The sequence below is a fragment of the Neobacillus niacini genome (assembly GCF_031457145.1).
Classification (GTDB): Bacteria; Bacillota; Bacilli; order Bacillales; family Cytobacillaceae; genus Neobacillus; species Neobacillus niacini_J.
The window spans coordinates 144,056-170,517 of the sequence record NZ_JAVDVZ010000011.1; the positions used below are offsets into that span (position 1 = coordinate 144,056).

Annotated in this window: 29 protein-coding genes and 1 pseudogene; 3 read left to right on the forward strand and 27 right to left on the reverse strand. The window is 37.9% G+C overall.

From position 1 onward, the window contains the following. Nucleotides 1–41: 41 nt before the first annotated feature. Together J2Y03_RS21755 and dcm are read right to left on the reverse strand one after the other, a co-directional pair. Nucleotides 42–362 (reverse strand): hypothetical protein, encoded by a 321-nt coding sequence (locus J2Y03_RS21755; RefSeq protein WP_310198213.1) that lies wholly within the window; start codon nt 360–362, stop codon nt 42–44. Nucleotides 363–539: 177 nt separating this feature from the next. Further along, entirely contained in the window at nt 540–1,784 is a 1,245-nt protein-coding gene (gene dcm, locus J2Y03_RS21760; protein ID WP_310198215.1) for a DNA (cytosine-5-)-methyltransferase, read from the reverse strand. 278 nt (nt 1,785–2,062) lie between these two features. Between dcm and J2Y03_RS21765 the strand changes: the two genes are divergently transcribed. The 3 genes from J2Y03_RS21765 (at nt 2,063) to J2Y03_RS21775 (ending at nt 4,952) form a co-directional block, all read left to right on the forward strand. Then, the gene (locus J2Y03_RS21765) at nt 2,063–3,397 is read left to right on the forward strand and encodes a Sau3AI family type II restriction endonuclease (protein WP_310198218.1); all 1,335 of its coding nucleotides are present in this window, start codon (nt 2,063–2,065) and stop codon (nt 3,395–3,397) included. Between the two features lie 134 nt (nt 3,398–3,531). Continuing rightward, nucleotides 3,532–4,224 carry a uracil-DNA glycosylase gene (locus J2Y03_RS21770; protein WP_310198221.1) on the forward strand — a complete coding sequence of 231 codons (693 nt, stop codon included), beginning with the start codon at nt 3,532–3,534 and terminating at the stop codon, nt 4,222–4,224. A 32-nt stretch (nt 4,225–4,256) separates the two neighbouring features. Further along, on the forward strand, nt 4,257–4,952 hold the full coding sequence (locus tag J2Y03_RS21775; protein WP_310198224.1) for a hypothetical protein: 696 nt from the start codon (nt 4,257–4,259) through the stop codon (nt 4,950–4,952). Between the two features lie 314 nt (nt 4,953–5,266). Here the strand turns inward: J2Y03_RS21775 and J2Y03_RS21780 are convergent, their stop codons facing one another. The 25 genes and pseudogenes from J2Y03_RS21780 to J2Y03_RS21900 form a co-directional block, all read right to left on the reverse strand. Beyond that, entirely contained in the window at nt 5,267–5,581 is a 315-nt protein-coding gene (locus J2Y03_RS21780) for a hypothetical protein (protein ID WP_310198227.1), read from the reverse strand. A gap of 63 nt (nt 5,582–5,644) precedes the next feature. Beyond that, nucleotides 5,645–5,743 (reverse strand): annotated as a pseudogene (locus tag J2Y03_RS21785) (twin-arginine translocase TatA/TatE family subunit); the annotation flags it as partial. Between the two features lie 104 nt (nt 5,744–5,847). Continuing rightward, complete coding sequence (locus tag J2Y03_RS21790; RefSeq protein WP_310198230.1) at nt 5,848–6,441, reverse strand: nucleotidyltransferase family protein; 594 nt, start codon at nt 6,439–6,441, stop codon at nt 5,848–5,850. Beyond that, nucleotides 6,434–7,486 (reverse strand): XdhC family protein, encoded by a 1,053-nt coding sequence (locus tag J2Y03_RS21795; RefSeq protein WP_310198232.1) that lies wholly within the window; start codon nt 7,484–7,486, stop codon nt 6,434–6,436. The genes J2Y03_RS21790 and J2Y03_RS21795 overlap by 8 nt, the downstream gene beginning before the upstream one ends. A gap of 213 nt (nt 7,487–7,699) precedes the next feature. Further along, nucleotides 7,700–8,929, reverse strand: a complete 1,230-nt coding sequence (locus J2Y03_RS21800) for a benzoate/H(+) symporter BenE family transporter (protein ID WP_310198235.1) — start codon at nt 8,927–8,929, stop codon at nt 7,700–7,702. 90 nt (nt 8,930–9,019) lie between these two features. After that, nucleotides 9,020–10,267: an ABC transporter substrate-binding protein gene (locus J2Y03_RS21805; protein ID WP_310198238.1), complete on the reverse strand. Its 1,248-nt coding sequence runs from the start codon at nt 10,265–10,267 to the stop codon at nt 9,020–9,022. Between the two features lie 15 nt (nt 10,268–10,282). After that, nucleotides 10,283–10,987, reverse strand: coding sequence for an ABC transporter ATP-binding protein (locus J2Y03_RS21810; RefSeq protein WP_310198240.1), 705 nt, complete (start codon nt 10,985–10,987; stop codon nt 10,283–10,285). A gap of 2 nt (nt 10,988–10,989) precedes the next feature. Next, nucleotides 10,990–11,739 carry an ABC transporter ATP-binding protein gene (locus J2Y03_RS21815; RefSeq protein WP_310198242.1) on the reverse strand — a complete coding sequence of 250 codons (750 nt, stop codon included), beginning with the start codon at nt 11,737–11,739 and terminating at the stop codon, nt 10,990–10,992. Continuing rightward, complete coding sequence (locus J2Y03_RS21820) at nt 11,714–12,703, reverse strand: branched-chain amino acid ABC transporter permease (RefSeq protein WP_310198245.1); 990 nt, start codon at nt 12,701–12,703, stop codon at nt 11,714–11,716. Before J2Y03_RS21820 ends, J2Y03_RS21815 begins: the two co-directional genes overlap by 26 nt. Further along, nucleotides 12,703–13,557 (reverse strand): branched-chain amino acid ABC transporter permease, encoded by an 855-nt coding sequence (locus tag J2Y03_RS21825; protein WP_310198248.1) that lies wholly within the window; start codon nt 13,555–13,557, stop codon nt 12,703–12,705. The genes J2Y03_RS21820 and J2Y03_RS21825 overlap by 1 nt, the downstream gene beginning before the upstream one ends. 74 nt (nt 13,558–13,631) lie before the next feature. Beyond that, entirely contained in the window at nt 13,632–15,995 is a 2,364-nt protein-coding gene (locus J2Y03_RS21830; protein ID WP_310198250.1) for a xanthine dehydrogenase family protein molybdopterin-binding subunit, read from the reverse strand. 15 nt (nt 15,996–16,010) lie between these two features. Beyond that, nucleotides 16,011–16,487 carry a (2Fe-2S)-binding protein gene (locus tag J2Y03_RS21835; protein ID WP_310198251.1) on the reverse strand — a complete coding sequence of 159 codons (477 nt, stop codon included), beginning with the start codon at nt 16,485–16,487 and terminating at the stop codon, nt 16,011–16,013. After that, the gene (locus J2Y03_RS21840) at nt 16,484–17,365 is read right to left on the reverse strand and encodes an FAD binding domain-containing protein (RefSeq protein ID WP_310198253.1); all 882 of its coding nucleotides are present in this window, start codon (nt 17,363–17,365) and stop codon (nt 16,484–16,486) included. Before J2Y03_RS21840 ends, J2Y03_RS21835 begins: the two co-directional genes overlap by 4 nt. 37 nt (nt 17,366–17,402) lie before the next feature. Beyond that, nucleotides 17,403–18,158, reverse strand: coding sequence for a maleate cis-trans isomerase family protein (locus J2Y03_RS21845; protein ID WP_310198255.1), 756 nt, complete (start codon nt 18,156–18,158; stop codon nt 17,403–17,405). Nucleotides 18,159–18,208: 50 nt separating this feature from the next. Then, nucleotides 18,209–18,688: an SRPBCC family protein gene (locus tag J2Y03_RS21850; RefSeq protein WP_310198257.1), complete on the reverse strand. Its 480-nt coding sequence runs from the start codon at nt 18,686–18,688 to the stop codon at nt 18,209–18,211. A gap of 153 nt (nt 18,689–18,841) precedes the next feature. Further along, nucleotides 18,842–19,825, reverse strand: a complete 984-nt coding sequence (locus tag J2Y03_RS21855) for a CobW family GTP-binding protein (RefSeq protein WP_310198260.1) — start codon at nt 19,823–19,825, stop codon at nt 18,842–18,844. Between the two features lie 15 nt (nt 19,826–19,840). Beyond that, nucleotides 19,841–20,323: an aromatic-ring-hydroxylating dioxygenase subunit beta gene (locus J2Y03_RS21860; RefSeq protein WP_310198263.1), complete on the reverse strand. Its 483-nt coding sequence runs from the start codon at nt 20,321–20,323 to the stop codon at nt 19,841–19,843. 24 nt (nt 20,324–20,347) lie between these two features. After that, the gene (locus J2Y03_RS21865) at nt 20,348–21,505 is read right to left on the reverse strand and encodes an aromatic ring-hydroxylating oxygenase subunit alpha (RefSeq protein WP_310198266.1); all 1,158 of its coding nucleotides are present in this window, start codon (nt 21,503–21,505) and stop codon (nt 20,348–20,350) included. 22 nt (nt 21,506–21,527) lie between these two features. After that, nucleotides 21,528–22,622: a zinc-dependent alcohol dehydrogenase gene (locus J2Y03_RS21870; RefSeq protein ID WP_310198268.1), complete on the reverse strand. Its 1,095-nt coding sequence runs from the start codon at nt 22,620–22,622 to the stop codon at nt 21,528–21,530. A gap of 40 nt (nt 22,623–22,662) precedes the next feature. Continuing rightward, nucleotides 22,663–22,890, reverse strand: coding sequence for a hypothetical protein (locus tag J2Y03_RS21875; RefSeq protein ID WP_310198271.1), 228 nt, complete (start codon nt 22,888–22,890; stop codon nt 22,663–22,665). 131 nt (nt 22,891–23,021) lie between these two features. After that, complete coding sequence (locus tag J2Y03_RS21880) at nt 23,022–23,831, reverse strand: DUF3891 family protein (RefSeq protein ID WP_310198272.1); 810 nt, start codon at nt 23,829–23,831, stop codon at nt 23,022–23,024. Next, nucleotides 23,828–24,538, reverse strand: coding sequence for an isochorismatase family protein (locus tag J2Y03_RS21885; protein ID WP_310198275.1), 711 nt, complete (start codon nt 24,536–24,538; stop codon nt 23,828–23,830). Before J2Y03_RS21885 ends, J2Y03_RS21880 begins: the two co-directional genes overlap by 4 nt. A 14-nt stretch (nt 24,539–24,552) precedes the next feature. Next, entirely contained in the window at nt 24,553–24,921 is a 369-nt protein-coding gene (locus tag J2Y03_RS21890; RefSeq protein WP_310198277.1) for a DsrE family protein, read from the reverse strand. A gap of 21 nt (nt 24,922–24,942) precedes the next feature. Beyond that, a complete protein-coding gene (locus J2Y03_RS21895; protein ID WP_310198279.1) occupies nt 24,943–25,542 on the reverse strand; it encodes a TetR/AcrR family transcriptional regulator in 600 nt (199 codons plus the stop codon). A gap of 300 nt (nt 25,543–25,842) precedes the next feature. Continuing rightward, nucleotides 25,843–26,439 carry a short chain dehydrogenase gene (locus J2Y03_RS21900; RefSeq protein WP_310198281.1) on the reverse strand — a complete coding sequence of 199 codons (597 nt, stop codon included), beginning with the start codon at nt 26,437–26,439 and terminating at the stop codon, nt 25,843–25,845. Nucleotides 26,440–26,462 lie beyond the last annotated feature (23 nt).

Sequence of the window (26,462 nt, forward strand, 5' to 3'; positions counted from 1 at the left end):
AGGCCTGTTTCCCTCCATATTAGGTTATTAAGAATCAAATGTTAGTTGTTTAATAGTTTCTCTGCTTTTTGTATGACTTCCCTTGAAACACTTTTACTTGTCGATAAAACAATATCATTTAACGCTTCCTTCTCCCAACCATTTTTAAATATATTAATGGCACAGTTCACACGGGTAAATTGTGTTTGAAGAGAAGTGGATTCACGATTCTTGTCATATAACTCATTTGCAAATATTTTTTTATGTTCTGAAGTTAGATTTTCTCCTAATAAGAACAAGTTCTTGTATCCATCGTAATTTTCAATAAAACTAGTTTTTCCAACACTATTTAATAACCTTTTATAATCCATTATATTTTCCACTCCTGATCATTTCCTTTTAAAACCTCCCACCATGATTTGGCCGCTTCCAATTAATAAATTAACTATTGTATTTATTTTATCATTATTTCCCATATATTCTTTATTTGTTGAACAATTATTCTGGTTATAAAATAAAAATATCCTAGGATATAAAAAATCCTAGGATATTTTTAAATACTAAAATAAACTCATCTGTAGTGGATTAATCTTAAGAGCATCGATATCCTCTTTTTCAATTTCTAGAATTCTATACCCCATTCGGTTAATTAATCCTACGACCAACGCATTTCCCATACAGAAATATCTCATTCTATCGGACATACCATCTGTCCAATGATCAGGGAAGCCGTTTAAACGTTCACATTCCACTGGAGTTAGAAATCGAATGCGATTCGTTTCTGAATCTAATACAACATGAGTGCTACGGTTGGCGGTTCCTTCACTTGTTAACATCGTCCGGCCAGGTTTATCAAGTGACTCTGGGAATGCCATTCCACCTTCTGAAAATATATACTGATGCCCATTTGCAGCAGTACGCTCTATCTTTTTTGGACCCTTTAGATACTTAAATTTTTCAATGGCACTTTCATTTAAGTAATATTTTTCATCAACACCCGATTGAAGGATTTCACCTAGTGTAATCGGTTCTTCATATTGTGGTGTTAATTCTTCTGAATAAACTCTGTTATCCCTCATTATACCGGAGTTATAATAGGTTTTAGAAAAATTATCTGATATATCAACGATATCATCCGTGAAAGTAAATCCATGAAATTTATTTCCTTCTTCATCCAATACAGGAAACGCTTTTGCAAAAAAGCCTTCGGTACGGAGCATCACAGAATCTTCTATATTTAATCTGTTTTGAATAAACTGAATATCATTCCGAACGGCAAAAATAAAGATTCTCCGACGGCGTTGTGCTTGTCCATATTCAGCAGCATTGATAACACGCCATTCAACCGAATATCCTAAATCACGGAAACTAGCAAGCATGATGGAAAAGTCCCTGCCTCGTTGTTTAGAAGGAGATTTCAAAAGACGGTCTACATTTTCAAGTAAAATATATTTAGGTTTTATTTCGGTTGCAAGCCTGATAATCTCCCAAAATAGCACTCCTTTTTTTCCTTGAATCCCCTTCTCCCCTGAAAGACTTCGGGCAACTGAATAATCTTGACAGGGAAAACCGCCAACTATTACCTCTGCATTTAAATCCTTTAAGAACTTTTCATCAACAGCAGCTATATCTTCATTGGAATGAATTCCTTTTCCTACAAAGTTTTTAGCGTAGCATTCAAAAGCATCTTGAGCTTTTTTGGATGGTTCCCATTGGTTTCCCCAAACTACTTCAAACCCTTTTGTTTCCTCAAGGCCTAGTCGGAAACCTCCTACTCCTGCAAATAATTCTATTGCTTTCAACATGAACGAACATCCTTTCGGTACTGAATATACCTAAGAAATATTATAATAAATATAAACAAAAAGATCAACCTAATAATAAGTTCTAATCTACGCTTACTTATTTTCTTTTTAAAAAAGCTAGATTAAACTATCTTACCATAAAAACATGATTTTTTCAGTTCCATTATAAGGACAAGATATTATAAATCAATAATAGCACAATCAAGAACGATCGTTCTAATTTATTTTCTTGAATTTTATTAAGTTTTTATCAATTAAATTTTCCAAGGAGTAAATAAATGAAATTTACGACTATTAATGATCTGCTTACTTACACAAACAATATTATTGGCAAAACCTTTGCAGATTTGGATAAGCTTGGTTTGTTGCAAAAAAAGCAAGATAAAGGCGCTCTAGGCAAGGTGGTTGAAACAGGCTTTTATGGGTATGCGTTAAACAATGAAAGTAAAGCAGATTTTGAAGAGCTAAATGTCGAATTAAAGGTTACAGGCTTTATCAAAAATAAAGACAAATCCAGATCTGCTAAAGAAAGATTATCCTTAAGCATGATTGATTATTTTAACATCGTAAAGCAACCATTTGAGTTCAGTTCATTATTATTTAAAAGTAAATTGCTGCTTATCATCTGGTATGAGTATAAGAGAGATACGGCATATCACGACTTTGTTATTGAAGACTTTCAATTATATGATATGGATCAGGACTTACCCATCATTGAGATGGATTACAAAAAAATCCAACATAAGGTTATGAATGGTGAAGCCCACCTCCTTTCGGAAGGGGATACTTCCTATTTAGGAGCTGCAACCAAAAGCGCAACTTCGAAAGTAAAACGGAAGCAGCCCTATTCTTCAATCCCAGCTAAGCCTAGAGCCTTTTCGTTAAAACAGGGATACTTAACAGGGATTCTTAGAAATCCTACAATCTTATCAGAATATCCGTTATTTACCAGTATCGAGGAATATATAAAATCCAAACTCAAACCTTTTTTTAGAAAAACACAGATGGAAATCTATCAGACTGTTTCCCAAAAAGGTATGACTGGATCTATCCCTAAACAGCTGAGTAAAATGATATCTGATATTTTGATTGGCAGGGATGATGACCTTCCAGAAAAGCACCCACTCTTTGCCAAGACAACTCATGTAATCAAAAACATCCCTGTGGACCATAACTATTACCCACTTGAGCGGTTAACCTTCAGGAATATCGTCCGTTCAGAATTCAACGTTGATTGGGAAGAATCCTCTTGGAAAAGTTATTTCGAAGAAGTTACCTTCGCTTTAATTTGCTATGAAGGCAAAGGGAAGAAAAACGGGGAACGCGTATTAAAAGATGTGTTGACGATTTCATTTACCGACGAAGATTTACAATTACTACAAAAGAGCTATAAGATGCTCCAAAATGCAATTGGTAAACATGATATCAGCAAATTACCATATCCCAATTCATTTGAAGGCCAGGTACTCGAAATTGCCCCAAGAGGTAAAGGCGGCGACAAAACCTATCAGGCTTTCTTTGAAAAAGATGTTACCAAAACCTGTTTTATGATTTCAAAGGATTTTTTATATAAAAAAATCGCAGAAAAATTAGGGAGCAAAAGCCCTACATAACATATCAACCTCATAATTTAATATGGGGTTGTCTTTTTATATTAAAAAAATAGACACATTTTTACTGAAGTGAACATTTCTATTAAATAAGGATTATGGCATAATATGGTTAACCTATTTGAAAGGGTGTATTTATGCCAAAAATAAGTGCTTTTATCTCGGACCTGCAGTCATACAGCTCCGGAGATAATGTATTTAACCCTTGGAGTGACACGGACGAATTAGATATTGGTAGTGATGTCCCTAATATACGTTCGGCGCAACTCGAGCAATATCTGCGCTTGCGCTCCAATACCGCTAAAAGGATATTTGTTGCTGAGGGCCTAGGGTATCAGGGCGGCAGGTTTACCGGTATCGCTATGACCTCTGAAAGAATATTGCTTGGCCACCAACAAGAGATTTCTCCATCGAATGTTCTCCAAACCTTCATCCCAAGACGAACCAGTAACCCATCAAGCTCTCTGTTAGCAAAAACACAAAAACAAAACGGATTCACGGAACCAACTGCGACTATTGTATGGAAGGAGCTGAAGCACTGCGGGATTGATTCTTTTCAGACCATCCTTTGGAACATCTTCCCATTCCATCCTTTTAATAAAACGAAAGGTCCGTTAAGCAATCGACCACCTAATTCAGAAGAATTGCTAACAGGGGTCGCTTATGTAAAAAAGTTAATAGACTTATATCCTTTCGCTACAATTATTTCCATAGGCAGGTACTCCAATAACACCTTGAATCAATACAACATAGAAAACATCCCTGTTCCACATCCGGCCAATGGGGGTGTAAATGATTTTAAAACTGCGATGAGGAATTTGTTTTTATAATTGTAAATCATATGTTCACGGAGGCTATCAATATGAAAAGCAAGTTTATGGAGGATTTACATGGCGAAGGTGTACTGGGAGAATTCTTGGATAAATTCCTTTATGGGAAGCTGCAGATTCAGGAGTTTACAAGAAATTCCCGTCTTAAGCCCAATTACATGGAATATCAATTCAAAGGGATCGATGTCACCTTTACCTTTAACGGGACAGATTATATCGTCGATGAAAAAGCTACCCTTCAGTACCCTGACGGCATTCCTACTTTTGCGTTAGAACTAAGATATAAAAAGAATAATCAATGGCGGGAAGGCTGGTTTTATGATGAAACAAAAGCAACCAGGTACTATCTTTTAACATGGCCAATCCGAAACCCTGTGGAGTTATCTGATTTACAGGTGAATGATATTCGAAAAGTGGAAGTGATGCTCCTTTCCCGAAAGGAATTGCAGGATTACTTATTTAAGAATTATCAGATTGATAGGAATCTCATTCAAGGTGAAGTGGACAATATCATAAAGGCACAGAAATTCAGAAAGCTACATACCATCCACCCCACTTCGAATCATTACTACTACTATACAGAGTATCTAGCTGAAACCCCCATCAATCTGGTGATTCAAAAAAACACATTAAAAGATTTGGCCATTTTCCACTTTAACATCTATCGTGATAAGCCTTATATTAAAAATACAAATTCGACTATTTGGTTAAGAACGCAATTTCGATAATTTTCGCGTGAAGACAAACTGTACTTGACCAAATCTTAATCCACACCAAAACGGTCACGTAGAGGCTCTTACGTGACCAAAATCTTGGTCCCCTTTCACGATTGGCATGTAGGGAATTTGGTTATATAATCTTTTTGACTAAAATTATGAACAAAAGAAGAAATGACCTCTTCAGGATTGTTCCGATATGGAAAAACAAATAGACTTCTTGCTTTGCCCTTGTCAAACTAACATCATAGCCACTTTTTTTCTAAAAACTCAGGAAACTAGCCTCAATCTTTGAAGAGGCTATTTACTATTCTTGCAAATACTTCTCAAACTTTCAAGATCATTTCCCATTCTGCAATTGCATGTTTATATATTGTACTTCCGTTTTCCTGCCGCTTTCTATTTTTTACAAGTGATGTAATGATATTAACTACGTTTTGTACGCCTAATTGAGGAATGGCTTTATTCACTAATATTGCCCAGCGTTGTTCTCGATTCAGTCCAGTAATTTTATATCCTAGCTTATTTAATTCGGATTGTTCTTTAAAACCTGTTAATTGATTATTTTTTTCCGTGTTTTGCTGTACATCTAAGGAATGCCATCTGTCATCACTTACCCACTGACTATAGCCACACAGCACTTATATAGCTGTGTGGCTTTTTATGTTTTATAGAATGAAAGGGGTATAAAAAAATGAAAACTTGGCAATACGCACTACTTGTTTTACCTTTTTAGGACCAAAAATAATTAATGCTAAAACCAAAATAAGTATCAAACCAGGTATTCCGATATTTGAAAACATATATTTACACCTCTAACGGTTGTGGTTGGGTTCGATACTCCAAAGTGAGGGAATGCATTAGCACTACAAACATAAATTTGATTTGTTGAAAAAGTCCTCAATCTTTAAACCAAAAATTGTTCACCTTTTCGATAATCTTCAGGTGTATCAATATCCATACCCCAAAATGTGTTATCAAATGAAAGGATTTTTGTATCGTTTTTATATTTATTTATGATTTCTTTACCACCATGGTCACCCTCTAAATTTAGAAATTCATCATATAAGCTTTTATCAATTAAAATGGGGTGACCGAAATTGCCTTGATATTGGGGTCGTACAATACGCGTATCTTTACCAAACTGTTCAATCATAGATTGTAGGACCAAATCTGGAACAAATGGCTGATCTGCTAAAAAAATGATGGTTGCATCTGTACGATACTTAATATTTTCAATCCCTATTTTTAGTGACGAAGACATGCCTTTTTCATATCTAGGGTTATAAATATATTCCACATTTAGTAAATCAGAGGATTCTGTTTGAAACGCCTGCATATGTTGACCCGCTATTAAACAGATTGGCTGCATGTGATTTCTTATTGCTTGTTCAAGTGGATAACGAAAAAGTGGTTTTCCTTTTAGGGACAGTAAAAGTTTAGACTGCCCCATTCGTTTAGATAATCCAGCTGCAAGGATGATTGCCCCTATCTTAGGCATGAATCTTCAATTTCCCTTTTAGTGATTTCCCATCACGATTGGATCGTACCGCCATCAATTCAGAAACAATACTAATTGCCACTTCTTCCATCGTTTCTGCGCCTATATCCAGACCAACCGGTGAAAAAATATCTTCTCCAATGGTTAGGTCCTCCCCTATATTTAATATCATTTCCTGTGTTCTTGATACAGGTCCTAAAACACCAATGTATTTTGGATTACTTTTTAGGGCTAGATGGAGAGCCTCTTCATCACGACTCTGCAAATGATTCATTATAACCCACCATGCATTGCTTACATTTTCTGGATTTATATTTTCCGGCAGCTCAACAAGATGTTGTGCAACAGGGAAGTAGCGTTCTTTATTAAATTCACTGCGCGGATCTAGAACAGTTACAGAAAAGCCTGCTTTTGCAGCAAATTCAACAACTGGTATTGCATCCTTTCCAGCTCCTGCTACGATTAATTTTTGGCTTGGACGAATTACATCAACCACAAATTTACACCCTTTCCATTTCACTATTTCAGCTCGTTTTTGTGATTTGAGGCTCTTTAGTGCACTTTCGTACACGACGGAAGGAAGGAACTCGCTGTCACCAATGATATCTCCATATTTTGTTACTATTGCTTTAACTCCTGTTTGTATTTCTATAATAAAGGAAAATTCCTCTTCGTCGTTTAACAGTTTGTCAGTAATGTCCCAAAATGGATCCTCCCTTTTAGCCGGAAGGATGAGAATTTCTAATGAACCTTTACAGCCAATTCCCAAACTCCAGATTTCGTTGTCACTTAGATCATAGTTTTTTATCGTCGGTGTTCCTTTTTGGAGAGCTTTTTCTGCATAACCATAAATATCACCTTCTAAGCACCCACCGCTGATTGTTCCCATCATTTCAGCATCCTCTGCCATCATCATTTTAGTGCCTGGCAATCTGTATGCTGATCCATTAACACCAATTAACATAACAATGGAAGCTTTTTTATCCTTTTCCCAAACAGATTTAATGGAATTCATGATTGTACGAAATTCTTTTAATTGTGACATAATCAAGTTCCTCCCCAAGTAAGTGTTACTTTATAGTAATAATATATTTATTTAAGAATATTATCAATAATCTGTTAATTCTGGAGATTTCATATTTGTTTAGATAAAAAAACAAATAAACTTTTCCTATTTCTGAGAATGGTTTATTTCCTTAGATGCCATGTTCAATCTAATTTCTGCTTCACATTAATAGTTTGGATTTTCCCCATGAATTCACCCTTTTCCCACCTGTTTTTCTTTTTTCTTTTCTACAAAGTTTGCAATTAGAGCTCCTCCCGCTAATGCCCAAACAGGTGCACTAATAAAAAATACACTAATGTTTGACATTGCAATAACAAAGGTAAACGTAACACTTATCATCATATTAGGCTGCGAAAAACTCAGATTTAGGCTGGACCCCAAAACTCCAAATAGTGCAAATCCTGCCAGCATTGACACAAAATCACCTGGCAATGATTTAATAAAAGGCACTGTCCACCAGGCAAAGATACCAAACAAAATAATTAAAATCCCTGAAACAATAGCTGCTATATACCTTTTTTCTTTCATGCCAGTTTCCTCGCCCGAGCAAATAGCTGTCATCATACCCGCAACATTTGCAGACTGACCGCCAAACAAATTGGCAAAAAGAGAAAATATCCCGCTTAAAGTAACAATTTTATTAATCGGAGGCTTATAGTTGTTTTGTTCTAATGCGCCGATACCTGGGGCAGCATCGTTACTCAAAATCAATAAGGCGAGAGGGACTGAAACAGTGAAAATAGTTAATAGATTAAATTCCGGCAGTTGAAATTTCGGCATAACAAAACCAGTGTTACTACCAGTTGCTGCTTCAAAATTATATGTTAATATCAGAACAATAAACCCAGAGAGAACGGCAGCAATGACAGGGGGAACTCGTAATTTCCACTTAGAAAACAAAAAGTATGTAAGCAAAGCGGTTCCACCTATCAGGGGCAAGTGTTGGACGGAAACTATTAATCTTACAACATAGCTTGTAATGATTCCTGCCATCATGGCTGCAATAATTTCTTTTGGTACATAGTTCATGAATTTTGAGAATAACCCCAAAATGCCAACGAGAAAGATTAATAGACTTGATATGATGTAGCTGCCGATTAATTGATTGTAAGGGACCTGTGAAGTTATGCCTGCTAAGAAAGCAACTCCTGTAATGGAGTGGGCACCCACAATGGGTATTCGAAAGTATAATGGAAGGACAACACTAAATATCCCTCCAAAAAAATAGACAGAAAACATCCAAAAAATGGTCTGTGCATCTGTAAAATTGCCATTAGCTGCTGCTTCTAATATAATGACAGGCGGTCCTGTGGCTGCCAGTAAACCAGATACAATACCTGATGATAGATTCTGTGAGCCTATCGCTGCATTTGAACGATGTTTTGAAGGTATATTCAGTGAATGTAAATCACCCTTCCTCATTCTATTTACCTCCCAACTTGTTAAATGAACAAAGAGGCAAAATATTGATTTTTGCCTCTTTGTTTCCTGTTTTTATATTATGCAGAAATTCTATTCAAGAAAATCTGCGGTAAAGAATTTATCTTGTTTCCATTCGCCATTTTTAACTTCCATTAAAGCATATGAAGATACAACATTTCCGTGTTGGTCAAAGTCGATTGGACCAGAGGCACCTTGATAGTCAATATCGTTTCCTGCACGCAGTTCCTTAAGACCCTCTTCAAATGTAGTTACTACCTTGCCCGGAGGGTTTGTAACTTCACGGATTTTTTCATTTATTGCCTTACCGCTTGCTTCGCCTGCTGCTTCCATTGCTAAAGCGGATGCAATTAATAGGTCATACGTATTGGCATTGTAGTATCCGCCAGACGGTTTAGCTTTAAACTTTGCTTCATAATCCTTATTGAAACGTTTAAAGCCTTCGTTATTTTCATCCTCCATTGGAATAATGGTCTTAATTCCTTCAGCGATATCCTTTCCAATAACATCAATGAATTCTTGAACAGCAACATCTGGTGTTATATACCAATCCCATTCATATCCTCTTTGCTTTGCTGACTTAAAAATAGTTGGGGCTGTATCAATGGCACCAGAATAATACACTAATTTTGGATTTACGTCTGCAATCTTTTTCAATTCCCCATTATACGTATTCTGACCTGAATTGAAGGTTACTTCAGCAAGAATCTTCCCGCCTAAACCTTCATATGTTTCTCTAAATCTCTCAACATCACTTTGAGCACCTTCATAGTTTCCAACCATAATGGCTATTTCTTTTACTCCGCTTTCAATTAATACCTTTGCACGTACCTCTCCAATTGTTGAGTCTGAAGCGGCTGTTCTGAATGCATAATTTCCGCCAACCTCATCAAGTTCTGTTGAACCTGCAAAGGCTGACATAATCGGTACTTTTGATTTTGGCGCTTCTTTTAACAATGCAAGCATTGATTCGGTTTCTGGCCCAATCGCCGCTACTGCCTTATCAGCATTGACCAGCTTTTGAAAACCTTTAATTGATCCTTCCACAGTAGAAGCAGTATCTACGTCGATGATATTGATCTTCTTCCCATCAAGGATACCGCCTGCTGCGTTAATTTCATCCTTTGCTAGAAGAATGGAATTAATATTTTCTTTAGTAAAGGCTCCAAGCCAGCCAGTTAGCCCTGATAAAAACCCAACATTCACCTCACCGCCACTGTTAGAACCACTATTCCCTGAACTTCCTGTAGAGCTTGCACACCCAGTCATTACTGTTAATGCGGTACAAATTGAAATAGCTGCCATCGAAACTTTTTTCATTTTCTTTCCTCCTCCTTAGTGGCCCAAGAATAGCTCTTCTAAATTTTCCTCTTCCAAAAATTGTTTTCCAGTCCGTTCCATTTTAATGATTCCAGAATCCATTAAATAAACTCGATCTGCATGTTTTAACACTTCTTTTGGATTTTCCTCTACAACCCAGATCACGGTTGTGCCTTTATCTCGAATCTCAACAATCATGTCGATAAGACCTTGGATAATCTGCGGAGCTAATCCCGTTATCGGTTCATCTAGGAGAAGAAATTTAGGATTTACAATCAATGCACTTGCTAAAGCCAGCATTTGTCTTTCCCCGCCGCTTAACGTTCCTGCTTTTTGTCCAATTCTTTCTTTCAGACGAGGAAACGTCTCTAGCATTTCATTAATTTTTTCTTTTTGCTTTTTAAGTGTATACGCACCCATTTCAAGATTCTCAAGAACAGTTAATTCTGCAAATACATTTTTTCGCTGGGGAACATAACCTAGTCCCATTCTAGCTATATCACTTGGAGGTAATTGGTCAATCCGCTTACCTTGAAAGGTAATGGAACCGCTCATTAAAGGAAGCAAACCACTTATCGTATGCATTAGCGTAGTTTTTCCAGCTCCATTAGACCCAATGATTCCTACCATTTCCCCTTGATTAACATGAAGGTTTATTTCATGTAAAATGGGGATTTTACCATATCCGGAAATGACATTCTTTACTTCTAGAAAGCTCATTATTAACTCGCCCCCAGGTAAACAGATTTAACCTGTTCATTATTTGAAATTTCTTCAGGAGTACCTGAAGCGATTAGCTCCCCATTTGCCAGACAATAAATACGATCACAAATCCGATAAATAAAACCTAAATTATGATCGATTACCAAGAAGGTCATACCTTCGCTTCTAAGCCTTAAAATATGCTGGACCATTTTATCTAGCATCACCGGGTTTACACCAGAAGCTGGTTCATCAAGAAGCATAATTTTCGGACTAGCCATTAACTGCCTGCACAATTCCAATAGTTTTAGTTCTGCGGCACTTAAATTTTCAGCAAGCTCGTTTCGCTTCTCAAATAAATTAAACTGCCTGAGAAGTCCACAAACCTTTTCATAATGTTCCTGTTCCCTTTGGATAATTTTTTTTCTAAAAAGGAATGTGGAAAATATCCCTTCTCCTTCATTTGGAGGAACAACCATTAGATTTTCAAGCAAACTTAGTTTCGGAAACCCAACAGGAGTTTGAAAGGTTCTTAATAACCCTTTCTCGACTACATCATCTGGAGTGGCTGTATCAATTTTTTCGTTTAAGAAGGTAATCTGTCCCGAATTTGAAGGTAAAAATAAACTAATCATATTAAAAAGGGTTGTTTTCCCAGCACCATTTGGTCCTATTAATCCAACAATTTCACCTTGATTAACCTCTAATGTCACATCTTTAACTGCTTGAACTCCACCAAAGTTCTTACTCAGCCCCTTGACTTGCAGCATTTTCCCTTACCCCCTTCGGTTCGAGGATTAACGAATTATGATGAAATTTAAATAGCTTCTCGACTGATTTGAACTTTTCTGCAATTAATCCTTGAGGCAGGAATCGCAGGACGAGAATCAACATCATCCCAGAGATAAATTGACGTAATCCTGCTAAGACAACGCTATATTCTGCAGGTACAGGTATAAAGCGCGTACCTTCTTGGACGAGAATTAGTACGAATGCACCCATTACTGCTCCACGGTTATTACCAATCCCGCCTAAAACAAGTGCGGTCCAAACTGTGAATGTGATTGTGGATGTAAACATATTTGGTGCAATGATCGACATGTACCAAACATAAAAGCAGCCAACAATACCAACCATGGAACTGCTCAATACAAACACTTTTAACTTTGTGGAGAATATTTTCTTCCCAATAGACTGGGTTACTAATTCGTTTTCCCGAATTGCTCTCATGTACCTGCCCATTGGCGAATCCGCCAATCGCTGTGCAAAGATATAAAATAAAACTAAGGTTAAAAGCACTAACCCTGAGAAAAATAACATATAATTGGAACCCGGAATAATGTCTTGAAATGGTTTATCTAAGCCGAAAAACCCAATATTTCCATTTGTTAACCATGCTTCATTACCTGCTATGATTCTAATGATTTCAGCAAAAGCAAAGGTTGTAATTAATAAATACTCATTCTGTAACCGAAGGGAGGTATACCCTATAAATAAACTCAGTAAACCGGTAATAACCGCAGCTCCAATGACACCCGCAATCATTGGGAGCCCAAGCCCCTCTGGAGCTTCAATGGTGAGCAAGGTATATGAATAGGCGCCTACTGCAAAATAACCGACAACTCCTAAATCCCATAATCCAAGCAATCCGCCATTCACATTCAATGCTACAGCAAGCATTGCATAGATTCCGCCCAATGCAATGAGACCTGAAAGGAAAACTAAAATCTCCATTAATGAGCACCTCCCTTGGATAGACCCTGAGGGCGTATTAACAACACTAGGATGACAATAACAAAGGCAATTGCTGTTCTGTAAGAGGTAGGAACTATCATTGTACTAACATCCATACTTAATCCAATAATAAGGGCAGCAAGCATTGTCCCGTAAAGGTTCCCCATACCCCCAACAATTACCACGGACATGATGATTAAAATTTGCTGCCAGCCTAACTCCATATTCAAAGTCCCTGTCATTGCAAGAAGAATTCCGGCTAATCCTGCTAATCCCGAAGAGATAAGCCAAACATAATCGGATAGTTTCTTAGAATTGATTCCTCTAATTTGAGCTAAATCACGATTCTCAGCCATTGCTCTGAAGCCTTTACCATTTTTGGTCTTTGTTAAGATGAAATGAAGCACGATTACACAAACTATCGAAATAAGAATAATTAGTAATTCTTGATAAGAAAGGAGCTGCCGCCCAAACAATTCGATCATATTACTCGTCTCAAGTCCAAATGTTCGAATCTGAGGGCCAACAATTGCCTGAACCACTCCGTAGATTACCCATGAAAGACCGATAGAAGTAAAGAGTAAGACTAGAATTCCACTTTTACGTACTGGGAAATAGAAAACTTTCGCAAATAATAATCCCAACACCGCTGTAGCAATGACAGAACAAATCATTGAAAGCGCAAACGGGAAGTTGAGTACGCTTTTAAAAAGATAGGCCATGTAAGCACCGATTAAGAGCATTTGTCCATGAGCAATATTTAAGAAGTTTTCTGTTTTCCAAACCATTGAAAAACCGATGGAAGCTATTATCAAAATACAACCAGTGATTATTCCATAAATAATGTAATCCATCTTCAGCCTCCCCTTTTATTTTTTATTATCACTGTGTTTATATTGTTTATAGAGTAAAAAAATATCGAAACAATTTAGTACACTTCCTGCAATTCCGCTTCCTCTATTAAACTTCTCAGTTTATTTGGACTAATAGGGAGTGTGTTTATTTCGATATTTAATGGTTTCATTGCATCGCATACTGCATTTGCAATCGCAGCAGGGGGACTGATCGCACCGCCTTCTCCAACTCCCTTGATCCCTATTGGATTGTGAGGTGATAAGTATTCCTGGTGGCCCATTTCAACATTAGGAATTTCCATTGATGTTGGGATTAAATAATCCATATAAGTTCCGGTTATTAATTGACCGTTTTTATCGTAAATAATTTCTTCATAGAGAGCACCGCCAATTCCTTGAGCAACTCCACCTTGAATTTGCCCATCTACAATCTTCGGGTTGATAACTCGGCCACAATCATGTACTACAATATAACGAAGGATGTTAACAAATCCTGTCTCCTTGTCAACTTCCACAACCGCTACATGAAAACCAGAAGAAAATGTCACGGTAGGCGGAACAAAATAGTAAGTGGCGCTTGCTCCTGGTTCTATTCCTTTTGGAACCCTACAGCGCGGTCCTGGCTTAGAAGCCTGAGCAATTTCCTGTAGAGAAACTCCTTTAGCTGGATCATTTTTAAAATATACTTTTCCACCATGCATTTCTAATACATCAGATGAAACTCCGAGCATTACTCCAGCTGTTGCGATAAATTTTTCCTTTAATTGTTTTGAAGCCCCTTGTACCGCGGACCCTGCCGTAACGGCTCCCCTGCTGGCAAATGTGCCAACACCATATGGCAGTAAACTTGTATCTCCTGCCCGTACAGTTACCTGCTCCGGGTTCACTCCAAATACATCTGCACATATTTGAGAGAATGTGGTCTCATGACTTTGACCGTGCGGGCTTGAACCAACTCCGACCAAAATATGACCGGTTGAATCGATTTTAACAACAGCCCCTTCAAAAGGACCAATACCTGTTCCTTCAATATAAGACGAAAAGCCAATGCCAATATATTTACCCTTTTTTCTAGCTTCCTCTTGCTGTTGGCGGAACTCCTCATAATCAACAATTTTCATGGCTTGTTTTAATGACTCAGTATAATCTCCATTTTCTAAGACCATATTGGCTCCATCCCGGTAAAAAATCCCTGTGTCATATGGCATATGTTCAGGACGTACAAAATTCCTCATAGACACTTCCACCGGATCAAGATTTAACTTAGAGGCAATCATATAAATAATTCGATCCATAACGTATACCGCTTCCGGTCTTCCTGCGCCACGATAAGGGACGTTAGGTGTTTTATTGGTCAAGACGATTCGACCAGTAATATTATAATTTGGAATGTGATACATTCCCCTTAAATGAGCCGCCGAATTATAGGCACAGCATAAGGCAAAGGAATTATGTGCACCATTATCCAGCAGGAACTGATCTTTTAATCCAAGGATTGTTCCATCGTTTTTAAAAGCAACCTCCACGTCATGTACCTGATCACGTGAATGTCTAGTACTTTGCATGTGTTCAAGGCGGTCTTCAATCCACTTAACAGGTCGCTTGTATTTCATTGCAAGATAGGGAATGATGATTTCCTCCGGATAGACGGCGCATTTCGGACCAAAGCCTCCCCCTACATCTGGGGCTACAACACGGATATTGCCTTCCACCAACCCAACCAGCTTAGAAAGATAGGACCTAACCATATACGGTACTTGTGTAGATGTCCAAACCTCAAGCTGTTGATTCCGCACCTCATATTCGGCAATTACCCCTCTTGTTTCAAGCGGATTTCCAGATACTCTTGGAGTTGTTATTCGTGTTTTTAAAATATGATTAGCCTGTTTAAAGGCATGGTCGATATCTCCAACTTTCACCTCAAAATGTGATTGGATATTATTGCCCAGCTCTTGATGAATGACTGGTGCGTCATCCTTAATTGTTTCAAAAGGATCCGTGACCACAGGCAAAGCTTCATATTCAACCTTAATCAAGGCAAGTGCATCCTCAGCAACATAGCGGTCTACAGCTAATACAATGGCAACCGCTTGACCGACAAACGTTACTTTATCTTTAGCCAGCATGGGTTCAGGGTTTTTCTTGATGGTTGGTTTAATATCAGCTTCTAGCTGTGGGGGCAAAGTGAATTCTACAAATTCAGTAAATGGTTTTACGTTGCCCTCTAAGTCGTCTGCTATGATGACATCAAGAACACCCTCATAATTTTTCGCCTGAGAAAGATCTATGTTTTTTATTTTGGCATGAGCATAAGTACTTCTTAAAATTGCCGCTTCCACCATATTCTCAATTCGAATATCAGCGACAAACCTTCCGGAACCCGTGAGAAGCCGGTAATCCTCTTTTCTTTTTACATTCTGTCCAACAAATTGTTTCACAACGAATCCTCCTTGTTAACATTTAAGAACGTATGCCTCTTTCACAGCTTTAATAATATTGCTGTATCCCGTACAACGACAAAGGTTACCAGAGATTGCTTCGCGGATTTCTTCATCTGTTGGTACATCAGGATGAATCTCCATGAAGTTTTTGACAGACATTAGAAAACCTGGAGTACAAAACCCACATTGTAAGGCATGATTGTTGGCAAACGCTTTTTGTATCGGATGGAGGGACCCATCATCTTCAGCTAGTGATTCCACAGTCTCAACTTCTAAGCCATCTGCCTGAACAGCCAGCATTAAACAGGAACGAACAGGCTCACCATCAATTAAAACCGTACAGGCTCCGCAAACACCATGTTCACATCCTACATGTGTTCCAGTTAATCCAAGTTTGTCCCGTAGAAAGTCTGATAACAGCCATCGAGATTCAATCTCTTTTACTATTAACCTTCCATTAACTTTTATTTTAACGGTATTCATACTCATGCGATTACTCCTTCCCTTGCCCGTTCAACCGCCTTATATAATGCTCGTTCTAGTAAAACACCCGATAAATATCGGCGGTATTCCTTCGAGCCGTGTATATCACCTTCAGGATCTAGTTCATCTATTTGAAGTACAGCAGCTTCTTTTAGAATGGAATCGTCAGGCAGCTTTCCAATTAAAAATCCCTCTGTTCCTTCTGGGATAAAAGGAACAGAATTTGCACCGCCTAAAGCGATCTTTGCTTCTGCAATCGTCCCATCCGTATTCAGTTCTATGACTGCGGCTACCTCTACTAAAGCAAAATCCCCATGTCGTCTAGCAACCTCTTCAAAGGCATATCCACTTCCCTTTTTTATTTTTGGGAAACGGATTTCCTTTACAAGTTGATTTGGCTCCAGAGAGGTTAATAAATAACTTAAAAAGAATTCCTCAGGTGATAAGATTATTTCCTCCTCATTTGAAACGATAACGATTTCCCCTCTTAAGGCAGTTAACATACATGGCAGCTCAGCTGAGGGATCAGCATGAGCAATACTCCCGCCTATCGTTCCTCTCGTCCTGATTTGATTATGTCCTACCCACCGGATCCCTTCAGACAGAAGTGGGCATTTTTCCCTAACTAATGGTGATTTTTCTACATCTGCATGCCGAGTCATCCCGCCGATAACGATGGAATCTTCCTCATCTCTTATCCCTTTCAATTCTTCGACTCTGCCAATATCTATTATGTAGGCAGGAGTTGACAGCCTCATGTTTAATAATGGAATCAAACTTTGACCTCCTGACATGATTTTGGCCTCGTCTCCATATTCAGCCAACATTTCAAGTGCTTCTGAGAGATTATTAGGTCTTAGATAGGAGAACTTTGGGGGCTTCATTAAGTTGACCTCCTTATACTAGATTCATTTTCTTTTATTAATATTTTCCGGATAATAAGCTTCCAGCGTTGGGGACAAATGTTTCCAACTCCAATTGCTTTAATATTTTATATACAGTTGAGGTGCCTGCAGTTAACACTGGTAACCCAAGCTCGTCTTCTACCTTTTGAACAGCTGGGAGAGATGGCATTTGAACACACGCAGAAAGAACGATTGCATCAGCTCCATCAATGTTTAACTTTTTTGCAATGGCAGGCAGATTATTTGGATCTAATCGCCCAACATCCAAATTATCTGGTACTTCAAGACTAATCGAATCAATCACTTCAATCCCACTTTGTTCTAAATAATCAATTACCGTCTCAGTTAATGGTTTCATGTACGGCGTAATAATGGAGACCTTCTTTGCATTAATGGTTTTTATACCCTCTACTAATGCTCCGGCACTACTAATAACAGGGGCTGCTCCCCCGTTTTCAACCGTGGCACCATACAGTCTTTTTTCAGAGCTTATATGGTAACCAGCTCCTTGGCACATAATCGCTACAAGACAGGCATAAGCAAGAATATCACAGCGGGCATCCGATAATTCGACCGCACACCGGTCACTTTCCACATCCATCTTAGATAATTCCTCTTTTGAAACATGCTTCATTCTCATCCTGCTTGAATGAAAAGTGAATGAAGCTTCTGAAGATTCAGTCATCTTAGAATGCAGCATTGCAGGAATTTCAGTTTCCATTGTTGTGTTGGAGCTAGGGACTATAAGTCCTACTCGATAATTTTTTTTCATTCTTTTATATCCACCTTTTAAGTTTTTTTGGACAACAATATTTATTTTTATTATTCGACTTCTACAGTGGAATCTTCGGCTGTCTCAAGTGATACAGCTTTGACCACCTTTTGAATATCTTTGAAAAACTTGCCAGCTAGAAATTTAGCCACTCCTCCGAGTACCCTATTACCTACACTCGCAATTGTACCGCCGATAACAGCGTCGCACTTCCATTCAAGTCTTGATCCACCCTCCATCTCAAAAATCCTACAATGCATTTGGGCTTCTACATGACCTGGAGAACCACTGCCAGATGCATGGAGAATATAATAATTTGGTTTATCTACACCTTCAATTTTCACCTTACCGATATATTCTCCTTTGACGGCAGCAACACCCAATTTTAAAACTACATCATATTCCCCATTTTCTTTTAAGACTAATTCATGACAGCCAGGAATTACTTTTTTTAAAATTTCTTCATCTAGAAGTGAGTCCCATAACTGATTTACATCCATCGAAAATTTCGCTTCGCCTTCAAGATTCATTTGTTCAAACACCCCTTTTAATCTAGTGATATTTTACTAGTTAGCATGCTTCTAATTATACATAATTCAGTATTTTCCGAATAGTGTAATTAACGACGTATTGTGACATTTACTTTTAAAAGGTATTTCTCCAATCATTATTGTTCTATATTTTTAAATATAGATCATCAAAAGTTCATCAATTGGTTTTTTTACAATATTCGAAAATTCCTCAAATGCTTGATTAGCATTTATATCTATACCAATTAAGGTAATAAATGGATTACTTTCAAATTCCAAAAAGACCTCCCAGCTAACCCTATTCCTAGTAAGCTGAACTAAATAAATCTTATTATCGTCTTCTAATTGGACAAATCCTTTTGCCCTAATTAAGTTTGGCTGTAGACAAGAGAAATACTCTTCTATCATTCTTTTAGTCACTTTGATTGGAACAGGAATTGCTATTGTTGATAAATAATCATATGAAGGTTGGTCTCCTGCCAACTCATGATTTTTAGAGGTTTTGAATGAATCCTTTCGATCGCTTTTTTTGCATGCCCTTTTAACATTTAGAAGTTTATCCAGGCAAACCTTACCTAAGGTTGTGAATGTAATCTCAGCCGATTCATTTAACTCTTTAATTACTTTTTCCATTTTGGATCTAAGCCTATCCTCTACATTATCCATCTTATTGACGATAATACAATCAGCGGAAGATAGTTGTCTTGCATATGTGGTCCTCATATCGAAAGATGTTATCCCTGAAATAGTTTCAGCATCCACAAGTGTAACTACACTTTTCACAAACACTCTGGAAATTAATTCCTTTTTCAACATTTCATCCATGACTTCCTCTGGATTTGCAATACCTGTTAATTCCACAAAAATGACTTGTGGGTTCGTTCTTAATAGTTGTTCAAAGCTATTTATCAGTTCACTTTTTTTACTACAACAGACACATCCGTCAGAAAGTGATTGAATAGGTACAGAACTTCTTCCGTTTATAATGTGGCTGTCAACATCCATTTTTCCAAATTCATTCATGAGTATTCCAGATGTTATCTCTTTTCGCTCTGATTCTTCTAGCAAATTCAATAATACGGTTGTTTTTCCACTCCCTAAAAATCCACTTAATATGATAACGGGCACTCTACTCATAATACTTGCACCCATTTATAACAAGAAGCTCAGGTTTCCGAGAAATTCGTTATTATTAATCAATTCTACTTTTTTAGAAGCAATCTTCCAAGAGTGACCGTTGATTCTCAGCTTGTGTTCAAATCTGCCGGAATATATCGTTTGGATCCCGCGTCTTAATTCCACAATAATAAAATTAGAGCTAACCGTAAGAGAGTATTCCTTTCTTTCTAGAACTTTTACATTTGTAATTAAATGTCTTGTTTTCGATTGCGGATCCTGTCCATATGCTAAACCACTTTGTAATCGCCATACTCGTTCATCCATTCGCTCTTTACTATCATATATGATAGATACATGTGTATTCGGGTCGTAGTTATCCTTATTAGAAGGAATCCAATACCAAGCGTCCTCCGTAAATAAGTCTAACCATTCACTCAATTTTCCTTCATCTAAATAAGAGGCTTCATCTATAAGAAAAGCTTCTATATCCTTTCGGTCTACAAGAACTTCATTCATTTACATGCCTCCTAGAATAATAGTTTAGTCTCTCGCCATTAGTCGTTTCCATTCTTTGTATAATGCTCTAGCAGATACCTCGTCACTCGAAGTGGCAGTAATAATTCCATCTTCATCTATTACTTCGCGATTCATACCACGGCTTATCTCCATCCAATCTCCATCCATCGCCTTTGCTTTCAGGCCTTCCATGACTCGATCAAAGCCTACTTCAAGATCATCTACGGTCCCAAAACCTGCTGGTCCATAGAAACCTTCATGCTTTCTTAACCGGCTGGCATTTTCCTCAACTGATGCTCCCTTAAGCATGATAGGATACAGACTGACATGCGTTTTATTCACGGAAATAGGTCTAGTGACACGAACTTGAGAACCAACAAATCCAAGGTTAGGGAAAATAATTAGATTAAAAGGCAATGCGCCTATTCCAAGGTCCCCGTCTAATTCATATAAGGAATGTCCATTCCCTAGGTCACGAATTTTTTCGTTCTTATGCATCTTTGAAAAATTTATTCTCTTTCCTGTTTTGTTCGCTATCAAATTAAAGAAACTGCGATGGGTAACACTTAAATGATAGGGGTCAATCGTATTCTCCACCTGAAGCTTCCAATTGCCATCAAAGCTGTATTTATGAACACCTGCATTAAGTTCAATTCCCTCAGGTCCTGTATCAACTACATAATCGATATATTTTCGAGCATGACCTAAATAGTTTTCGATATTTGGAACATCCTCTGATAAACTAGCAAAGATAAAACCCTGGTATACCCCAACCTTTGGTACTTTAATTAACCCCATTTTACAGCGGTCAAACTTTTCATCATATCCATCCTGAAATGGCATTCCAGTTAAATCGCCATTATTGGAATATGTCCATCCATGATAGGCGCAGCGGAAATAGTTTGCATTTCCTTGCTCCTGCTGACAAACTGTTGCAGCTCTATGTCTGCAGCGGTTTAAAACAACATGTATTTCATTCGAGTCGGAGTCACGAGTTACTATTACTGGATTGGAGCCTATCACGGTTGTCTTATAATCCCCAGAATTAGCAATTTCACTTTCATGCGCTACATAAACCCATGTGTTCTCAAAAATTTTCTTCATTTCTAAATTAAAAATTTCCTCATCCGTATAAACATCCCCGTGGACAGCCCCTACTCTTACTAGTTCAGAAATATTCACATTCTCCACCTCCGATTTTTTATCATTCTTTCTTCAAAGATTCGTTTACAACAGCTACATGAATACAATCAGCCTCGCCATATGCATGCATCCTTACAGCTTTAGCTGCATCTTCAATTGGAAAACTATGGGTAACCATCTTTTCAAGCGGATATTTTCTAGATTCGATTACCCTTAATGCCACCCCAACAGCTCTAGTTGGACGTCCCAGGACTCCTTTTATCGTTAAAAGCTTCCAAGTGATTTTACTGGACATTAGATTTTGGGATAACTTTTCATCGGTGCCAGAGTGAACGATTGTCGCTCTGAGTCCAGCTAGATCCAATGCAGTTACAAGTTGTTGCGGGGCAGTCGCTGCATTAATAATCGTATCCGCCATTTTTCCATCCGTTACCTCATGAACCTCTTTAACAAGATCCTGGGTATCGGCAAAGAACGTGTGTGTAGCACCAAATTCTTTGGCTAACTTCAAACGATGTTCGTCTTTAGACATCCCCGTAACAATGATCTTTCCTGCTCCAGCTTCTTTAGCCCCGATTACAGCTCCTAAGCCCATTGGTCCGGGTCCTTGGATAAGGACTGTATCACCGACCTTCGTATTTCCTACCTCCTGAACCCAGTGGATACCATTTGAAATGGGAATATATAATTGTAAAAGTTCCGGCGAAACATCTGTGCTCGCTTTATGAATGATAGAATTAGGGTGCAGATACATATATTCTGCAAAACCTCCCCATAAAGAGGTTGTTTCATTGTCAATTCTCATTGCTCCATATCGCAAATCAAAGCATTGTTGATAATTACCGGTAAGACAATTATTGCAGGCACCACATGGGATATACTCTTCCACTACTACGCGGTCACCTTCTTGTAACCCCCAGCGCTCTGCTGCCTTTTGTCCTAAATTTGTCACTCTTCCAACTATTTCATGACCAATCACACACGGTAGTTGGAAAACCCCATTTCCGCCATTTAAATAGGCTTCACTATCAAATCCACATACCCCGCAGGCTTCAACATGGAGAAGTCCGTCATTTTCTCCTGTTTCAGGGATTGGGAACTCCATGATTTCTATCGTTTCTTTAGCTGTGAGAACAGCTGCTTTTACTTTAGTCAAATTAATTCCCCCTACTTAATTCATTGCCAATAGAAATCTTCTATTCCAGATCATCTGCTTCATCTATCCATCTAGTTTGAGATGGGTCTAATAGAATTGTAAGATCCTTATGTGTAGTCCAAATTAGACTCTCTAATTCAAGAGGATCAAAGTAAGAAACTTTTCCCGTTCGGATATCCTTTAGTAACAGCCTGTCACCATTTGCTGACTTATCTATTTGAACGGATACATGTGCAAATTCATTTTTAAGGACAAAGCTTTCATTCACGGCTCTTCACCTGCAATCATTTGAAGTTAGTTAGTACCAACTAACATTACAATGGACCTCTGTACATAATTAAAACTCTAGCTTTTACTATTTTAACAATATTCTGAATTTAAAAAACAAAGTTTGTTAGATTATCTAGCAACAATTTTCCATTGGATATCTTCTTTTTCGGTTCCTATAACTATTTCCTTTGCTTCCTGATGATTTTCATAGTCACGGTCTTCTATTTTTCTGCCAGGGACGCAAGTGCTAAATTCATCAGCAAATGGGAAAGGATGAATTAGTAATTCTCCATTCCCTTTAGATTTAACGGTTAAGTATACCGGCTCACTTTCCCGCGCCATTCTTATTGGACCCAAAGTAACTTCATTTACTTCCTTAGGATTGTTAAGACCCATAAATAATCCTAAGCGATCCAAAACTTGAAAGTACTCATATTGCATCCAAATTTTATCTTCAAATTCACTTCGTTTCTGCTGTGCTTCCCAATATTTTTGCTTGATATCAATCCATTCTTTCTGGATTGTGTTAATGGTATCATTCATGAAACCTCTTAGATTATCTGAAACCTTGTAAGTAAAGGTTGGATCATATCCAAATCTACTTGTATATAGTCCAATCCAGTGCATTCCTAACATCATTCCTGCATATGGATCCTGTTTTAAGGTATTTCGATACCCAATTTCGTAGAAACGAACATGTTCTGGTAAATTAACCTCCAGAAAATTGGTTGGTCGCTTTGTAGCTTCGTTAAACAATACTTCATCATCAGGCTGTTTCCATCCAGAGTCATGTTTTTCAATCCCAAAACTGACAGATTCGTGATTCGCCAGCTTCTGAAAGTTTTCGTTTCCCCATAACCTTGACACGGTTCCCATTTGAGTAGCATGTTCATCCTGCCTTACCAATACTAACTTTCCGTCCTGCTTTGAAATAATCATTTACTTTCCCCCTCATTATTAAGCGCTTCCAAAAGGGAAATAACTTGTTTTGTTGGTATGACATCACCATACTTTTGTTGTATATCAAACAAGTTAATCGCATGGGTCGTAATACCACGGTCAAACACGCATTCCTCTGGAACCACAACTTTATAATTATTTGAAAAAGCGTCCACTGCCGTTGCTCGAATGCATCCACTAGTCGTACATCCTGTAACAATTACACTATCTATCCCCTTAGCGGTTAAAATGGAAACCAATGGGGTTCCAGAAAACGCACTAGGTTTTTTCTTTGAGAGAATAACCTCACCATGTAAAGGTGCTAATTCTTCAACTACCTTTGTTCCTTTTTCACCTTCAAGAAGTAGAGGATGGTTGAATATGTTACCTTTAATTGCTACACGGTCATTATCACCGCTCTTGTTTCCTTCAATAATTGTATATATAACAGGAAGTCCTTTTTGACGGAATGTTTCTAGTACTCTTCTAATGTATGGAATGGCTTCCCAACTCGCTGTTCCACAACTTGTTGGGTATGTTTTGATCGCCTCTTCAATTTCTTCTGGTCCATCCCCAGTAAACCCATATTGGACATCTACAATTAGGAGTGCAGGCTTTTGACCTAAACCATAAGTAGTCCCTAATCCAGCGTTAGAGTAAATTTTTGAATCTCGCTCATCTAAGTATTTTTCCCATATTCTGGCCATTCGTTTTCCCCCTTTTATCCGTAAGTAATGACTTTATCACAAGCAGCAGTCATTTCAACTAGGACACTAGGAGAACCTAATTCTATCTTTTTCCCAAGGAGATCCTTTTCCGTTATTCCCCTAGCCCCGCAGGAAACCTGTGATAACACAATACGGCCTCCTCGTTCAATGATTTCATTAACAGAATTCCTTAACTCTGTTGCCGTTACCCCAACACCCAAAACAGTGTCAAGATGTTCTTCCTTTACTAATTGGACCGCACTTCCAGCAAGAAACATCGACGCTTGATGACCATCCCTAAGAGCTGTTTTTGCAATTAGAAAAGCCCGGTCAGCTTGTGTTGGTGCCTCTGGGCCGTGTGTTAAGTGAATCATTAAATGCATGTTTATTCCTCCCTTTTTTGTTTAATGAATTCCTCGACTTACCTCATTCGGAGTTAAGTGATTGATAAATACCTGTACGCTCCCTTTAATTACATCATCTTCTGAAAGTGTTGTTATCGTTTGACCTTGAACGAAAGATCTGGATATAAAAAGACCATAACTCATATAAAGGAAATTCATGGCTGTTAGCTCATAATCGTCGTCTATAATAAGTCCTCGTTTTTTCATCTCCTCAAAATATTTAATAAGTAATTCCTTTAATTGCCTTGGGTGTTTATTTACCTGCTCATTCAGCCCTTGTACATTATGCCCTTCTTGGATGGCAATCTTTATAACGTTTTTATTCTTTTTCATGATTGTGTGATAAGTCTCGGCAATCATCAATAAGTCTTTTTCTAGATCCCAAATTAACTTATGTTCAAAAAGTTCCTTCATCTGAAAACTATAATAGTAACGGTCAATTGCTGCTTCTAATATTTTCTTTTTGTTCGGAAAATGTCTAAAAAGAGTCATTTCACTCACAGCAGCTTTTTCTGCTATTTGTTTTGTCGTCGCTCCCTTAAATCCCTTTTTCGCAATCATATCAATTGCCACTTTTAATATTTTTTCATCCGTACTCATATTCCTTCTACCTACCTAACTATGTTTGTTAGTACTCACTAACTTACTCCTATTATGAATGTTATAATAGTGACAAAAATGTGTCAATACATTTTCTGAATTATTTAAAAATTTTAACAAGTGATTGATAAAGACCAAAACGGGGGTTATCACTTATGTCATTGTGAGTGGATTCCCCTCTTACCCCTACATCTAACATCCTTTGTTTCAAAAGTCCCCGAAACACCGCTAAAATTTCCAAATTGGCCAAGACGTCCATGTTCTATCTTCATATATCTCCTTTTAAATGATTTTCCTCACCTAGTAAACACGATATGTCTTCCCTGATTGACCACCTTCTACACTCTTTTGATAGGCTTTAGCCACTCGGTATGCAGAAACAGGCTCGAATCCAGGAAAATAAGGACCATATTTTTCAATTGATTCAGCTATGACCGTTGGACTAACATGATTAATCCGGATTCCCCTTGGTAGCTCAAATGCCGCTGATTCCACAAAGGCTTTTATTGCTCCCCCCACCATGGCAGCAGAAATCCCACCCACAATTGGGTCCTCCATAATAATACCGGTTGTTAAGGTAAAACTACCACTATTATTTACGTGTTCATGACCAAGGAGAACTAAGTTTACTTGGCCCTTTAACTTGCTTTGAATCGATTGTTCATTCTTTTCAGGCGTAAGTTCTGTCAGTGGGCCAAAGAATGTGGCACCCGCTGCACAAATAACGGCATCCACCTTCCCTATTTTTAAGTACATCTCTTTGATGCTATTTGGCGATGTGATATCGACCAGTAACTCTGCTTCATTCCGCCCAGCCGTCACCACTTCATGTCTTTCTAACTGTTTACGAACCGCACGGCCAATTGTCCCATTGGCTCCTATTAAAAGAACTTTCACTTTGAATTCCTCCTCAAATTAGG

Excerpts from the sequence above, each read along its gene's own strand:
- J2Y03_RS21890 (WP_310198277.1), bottom strand. The coding sequence starts at position 24,921 with ATGCATTTAATGATTCACTTAACACACGGCCCAGAGGCACCAACACAA.
- J2Y03_RS21895 (WP_310198279.1), bottom strand. The coding sequence starts at position 25,542 with ATGAGTACGGATGAAAAAATATTAAAAGTGGCAATTGATATGATTGCG.
- J2Y03_RS21770 (WP_310198221.1), top strand. The coding sequence starts at position 3,532 with ATGCCAAAAATAAGTGCTTTTATCTCGGACCTGCAGTCATACAGCTCC.
- J2Y03_RS21805 (WP_310198238.1), bottom strand. The coding sequence starts at position 10,267 with ATGAAAAAAGTTTCGATGGCAGCTATTTCAATTTGTACCGCATTAACA.
- J2Y03_RS21765 (WP_310198218.1), top strand. The coding sequence starts at position 2,063 with ATGAAATTTACGACTATTAATGATCTGCTTACTTACACAAACAATATT.
- J2Y03_RS21845 (WP_310198255.1), bottom strand. The coding sequence starts at position 18,158 with ATGAAAAAAAATTATCGAGTAGGACTTATAGTCCCTAGCTCCAACACA.
- J2Y03_RS21850 (WP_310198257.1), bottom strand. The coding sequence starts at position 18,688 with ATGAATCTTGAAGGCGAAGCGAAATTTTCGATGGATGTAAATCAGTTA.
- J2Y03_RS21835 (WP_310198251.1), bottom strand. The coding sequence starts at position 16,487 with ATGAGTATGAATACCGTTAAAATAAAAGTTAATGGAAGGTTAATAGTA.
- J2Y03_RS21800 (WP_310198235.1), bottom strand. The coding sequence starts at position 8,929 with ATGAGGAAGGGTGATTTACATTCACTGAATATACCTTCAAAACATCGT.
- J2Y03_RS21810 (WP_310198240.1), bottom strand. The coding sequence starts at position 10,987 with ATGAGCTTTCTAGAAGTAAAGAATGTCATTTCCGGATATGGTAAAATC.
- J2Y03_RS21815 (WP_310198242.1), bottom strand. The coding sequence starts at position 11,739 with ATGCTGCAAGTCAAGGGGCTGAGTAAGAACTTTGGTGGAGTTCAAGCA.
- J2Y03_RS21795 (WP_310198232.1), bottom strand. The coding sequence starts at position 7,486 with ATGTCACAATTAAAAGAATTTCGTACAATCATGAATTCCATTAAATCT.
- J2Y03_RS21790 (WP_310198230.1), bottom strand. The coding sequence starts at position 6,441 with ATGCCTAAGATAGGGGCAATCATCCTTGCAGCTGGATTATCTAAACGA.
- J2Y03_RS21860 (WP_310198263.1), bottom strand. The coding sequence starts at position 20,323 with ATGAATGAAGTTCTTGTAGACCGAAAGGATATAGAAGCTTTTCTTATA.
- J2Y03_RS21820 (WP_310198245.1), bottom strand. The coding sequence starts at position 12,703 with ATGGAGATTTTAGTTTTCCTTTCAGGTCTCATTGCATTGGGCGGAATC.
- J2Y03_RS21885 (WP_310198275.1), bottom strand. The coding sequence starts at position 24,538 with ATGGCCAGAATATGGGAAAAATACTTAGATGAGCGAGATTCAAAAATT.
- J2Y03_RS21880 (WP_310198272.1), bottom strand. The coding sequence starts at position 23,831 with ATGATTATTTCAAAGCAGGACGGAAAGTTAGTATTGGTAAGGCAGGAT.
- J2Y03_RS21840 (WP_310198253.1), bottom strand. The coding sequence starts at position 17,365 with ATGAAGCCCCCAAAGTTCTCCTATCTAAGACCTAATAATCTCTCAGAA.
- dcm (WP_310198215.1), bottom strand. The coding sequence starts at position 1,784 with ATGTTGAAAGCAATAGAATTATTTGCAGGAGTAGGAGGTTTCCGACTA.
- J2Y03_RS21855 (WP_310198260.1), bottom strand. The coding sequence starts at position 19,825 with ATGAGTAGAGTGCCCGTTATCATATTAAGTGGATTTTTAGGGAGTGGA.
- J2Y03_RS21825 (WP_310198248.1), bottom strand. The coding sequence starts at position 13,557 with ATGGATTACATTATTTATGGAATAATCACTGGTTGTATTTTGATAATA.
- J2Y03_RS21775 (WP_310198224.1), top strand. The coding sequence starts at position 4,257 with ATGAAAAGCAAGTTTATGGAGGATTTACATGGCGAAGGTGTACTGGGA.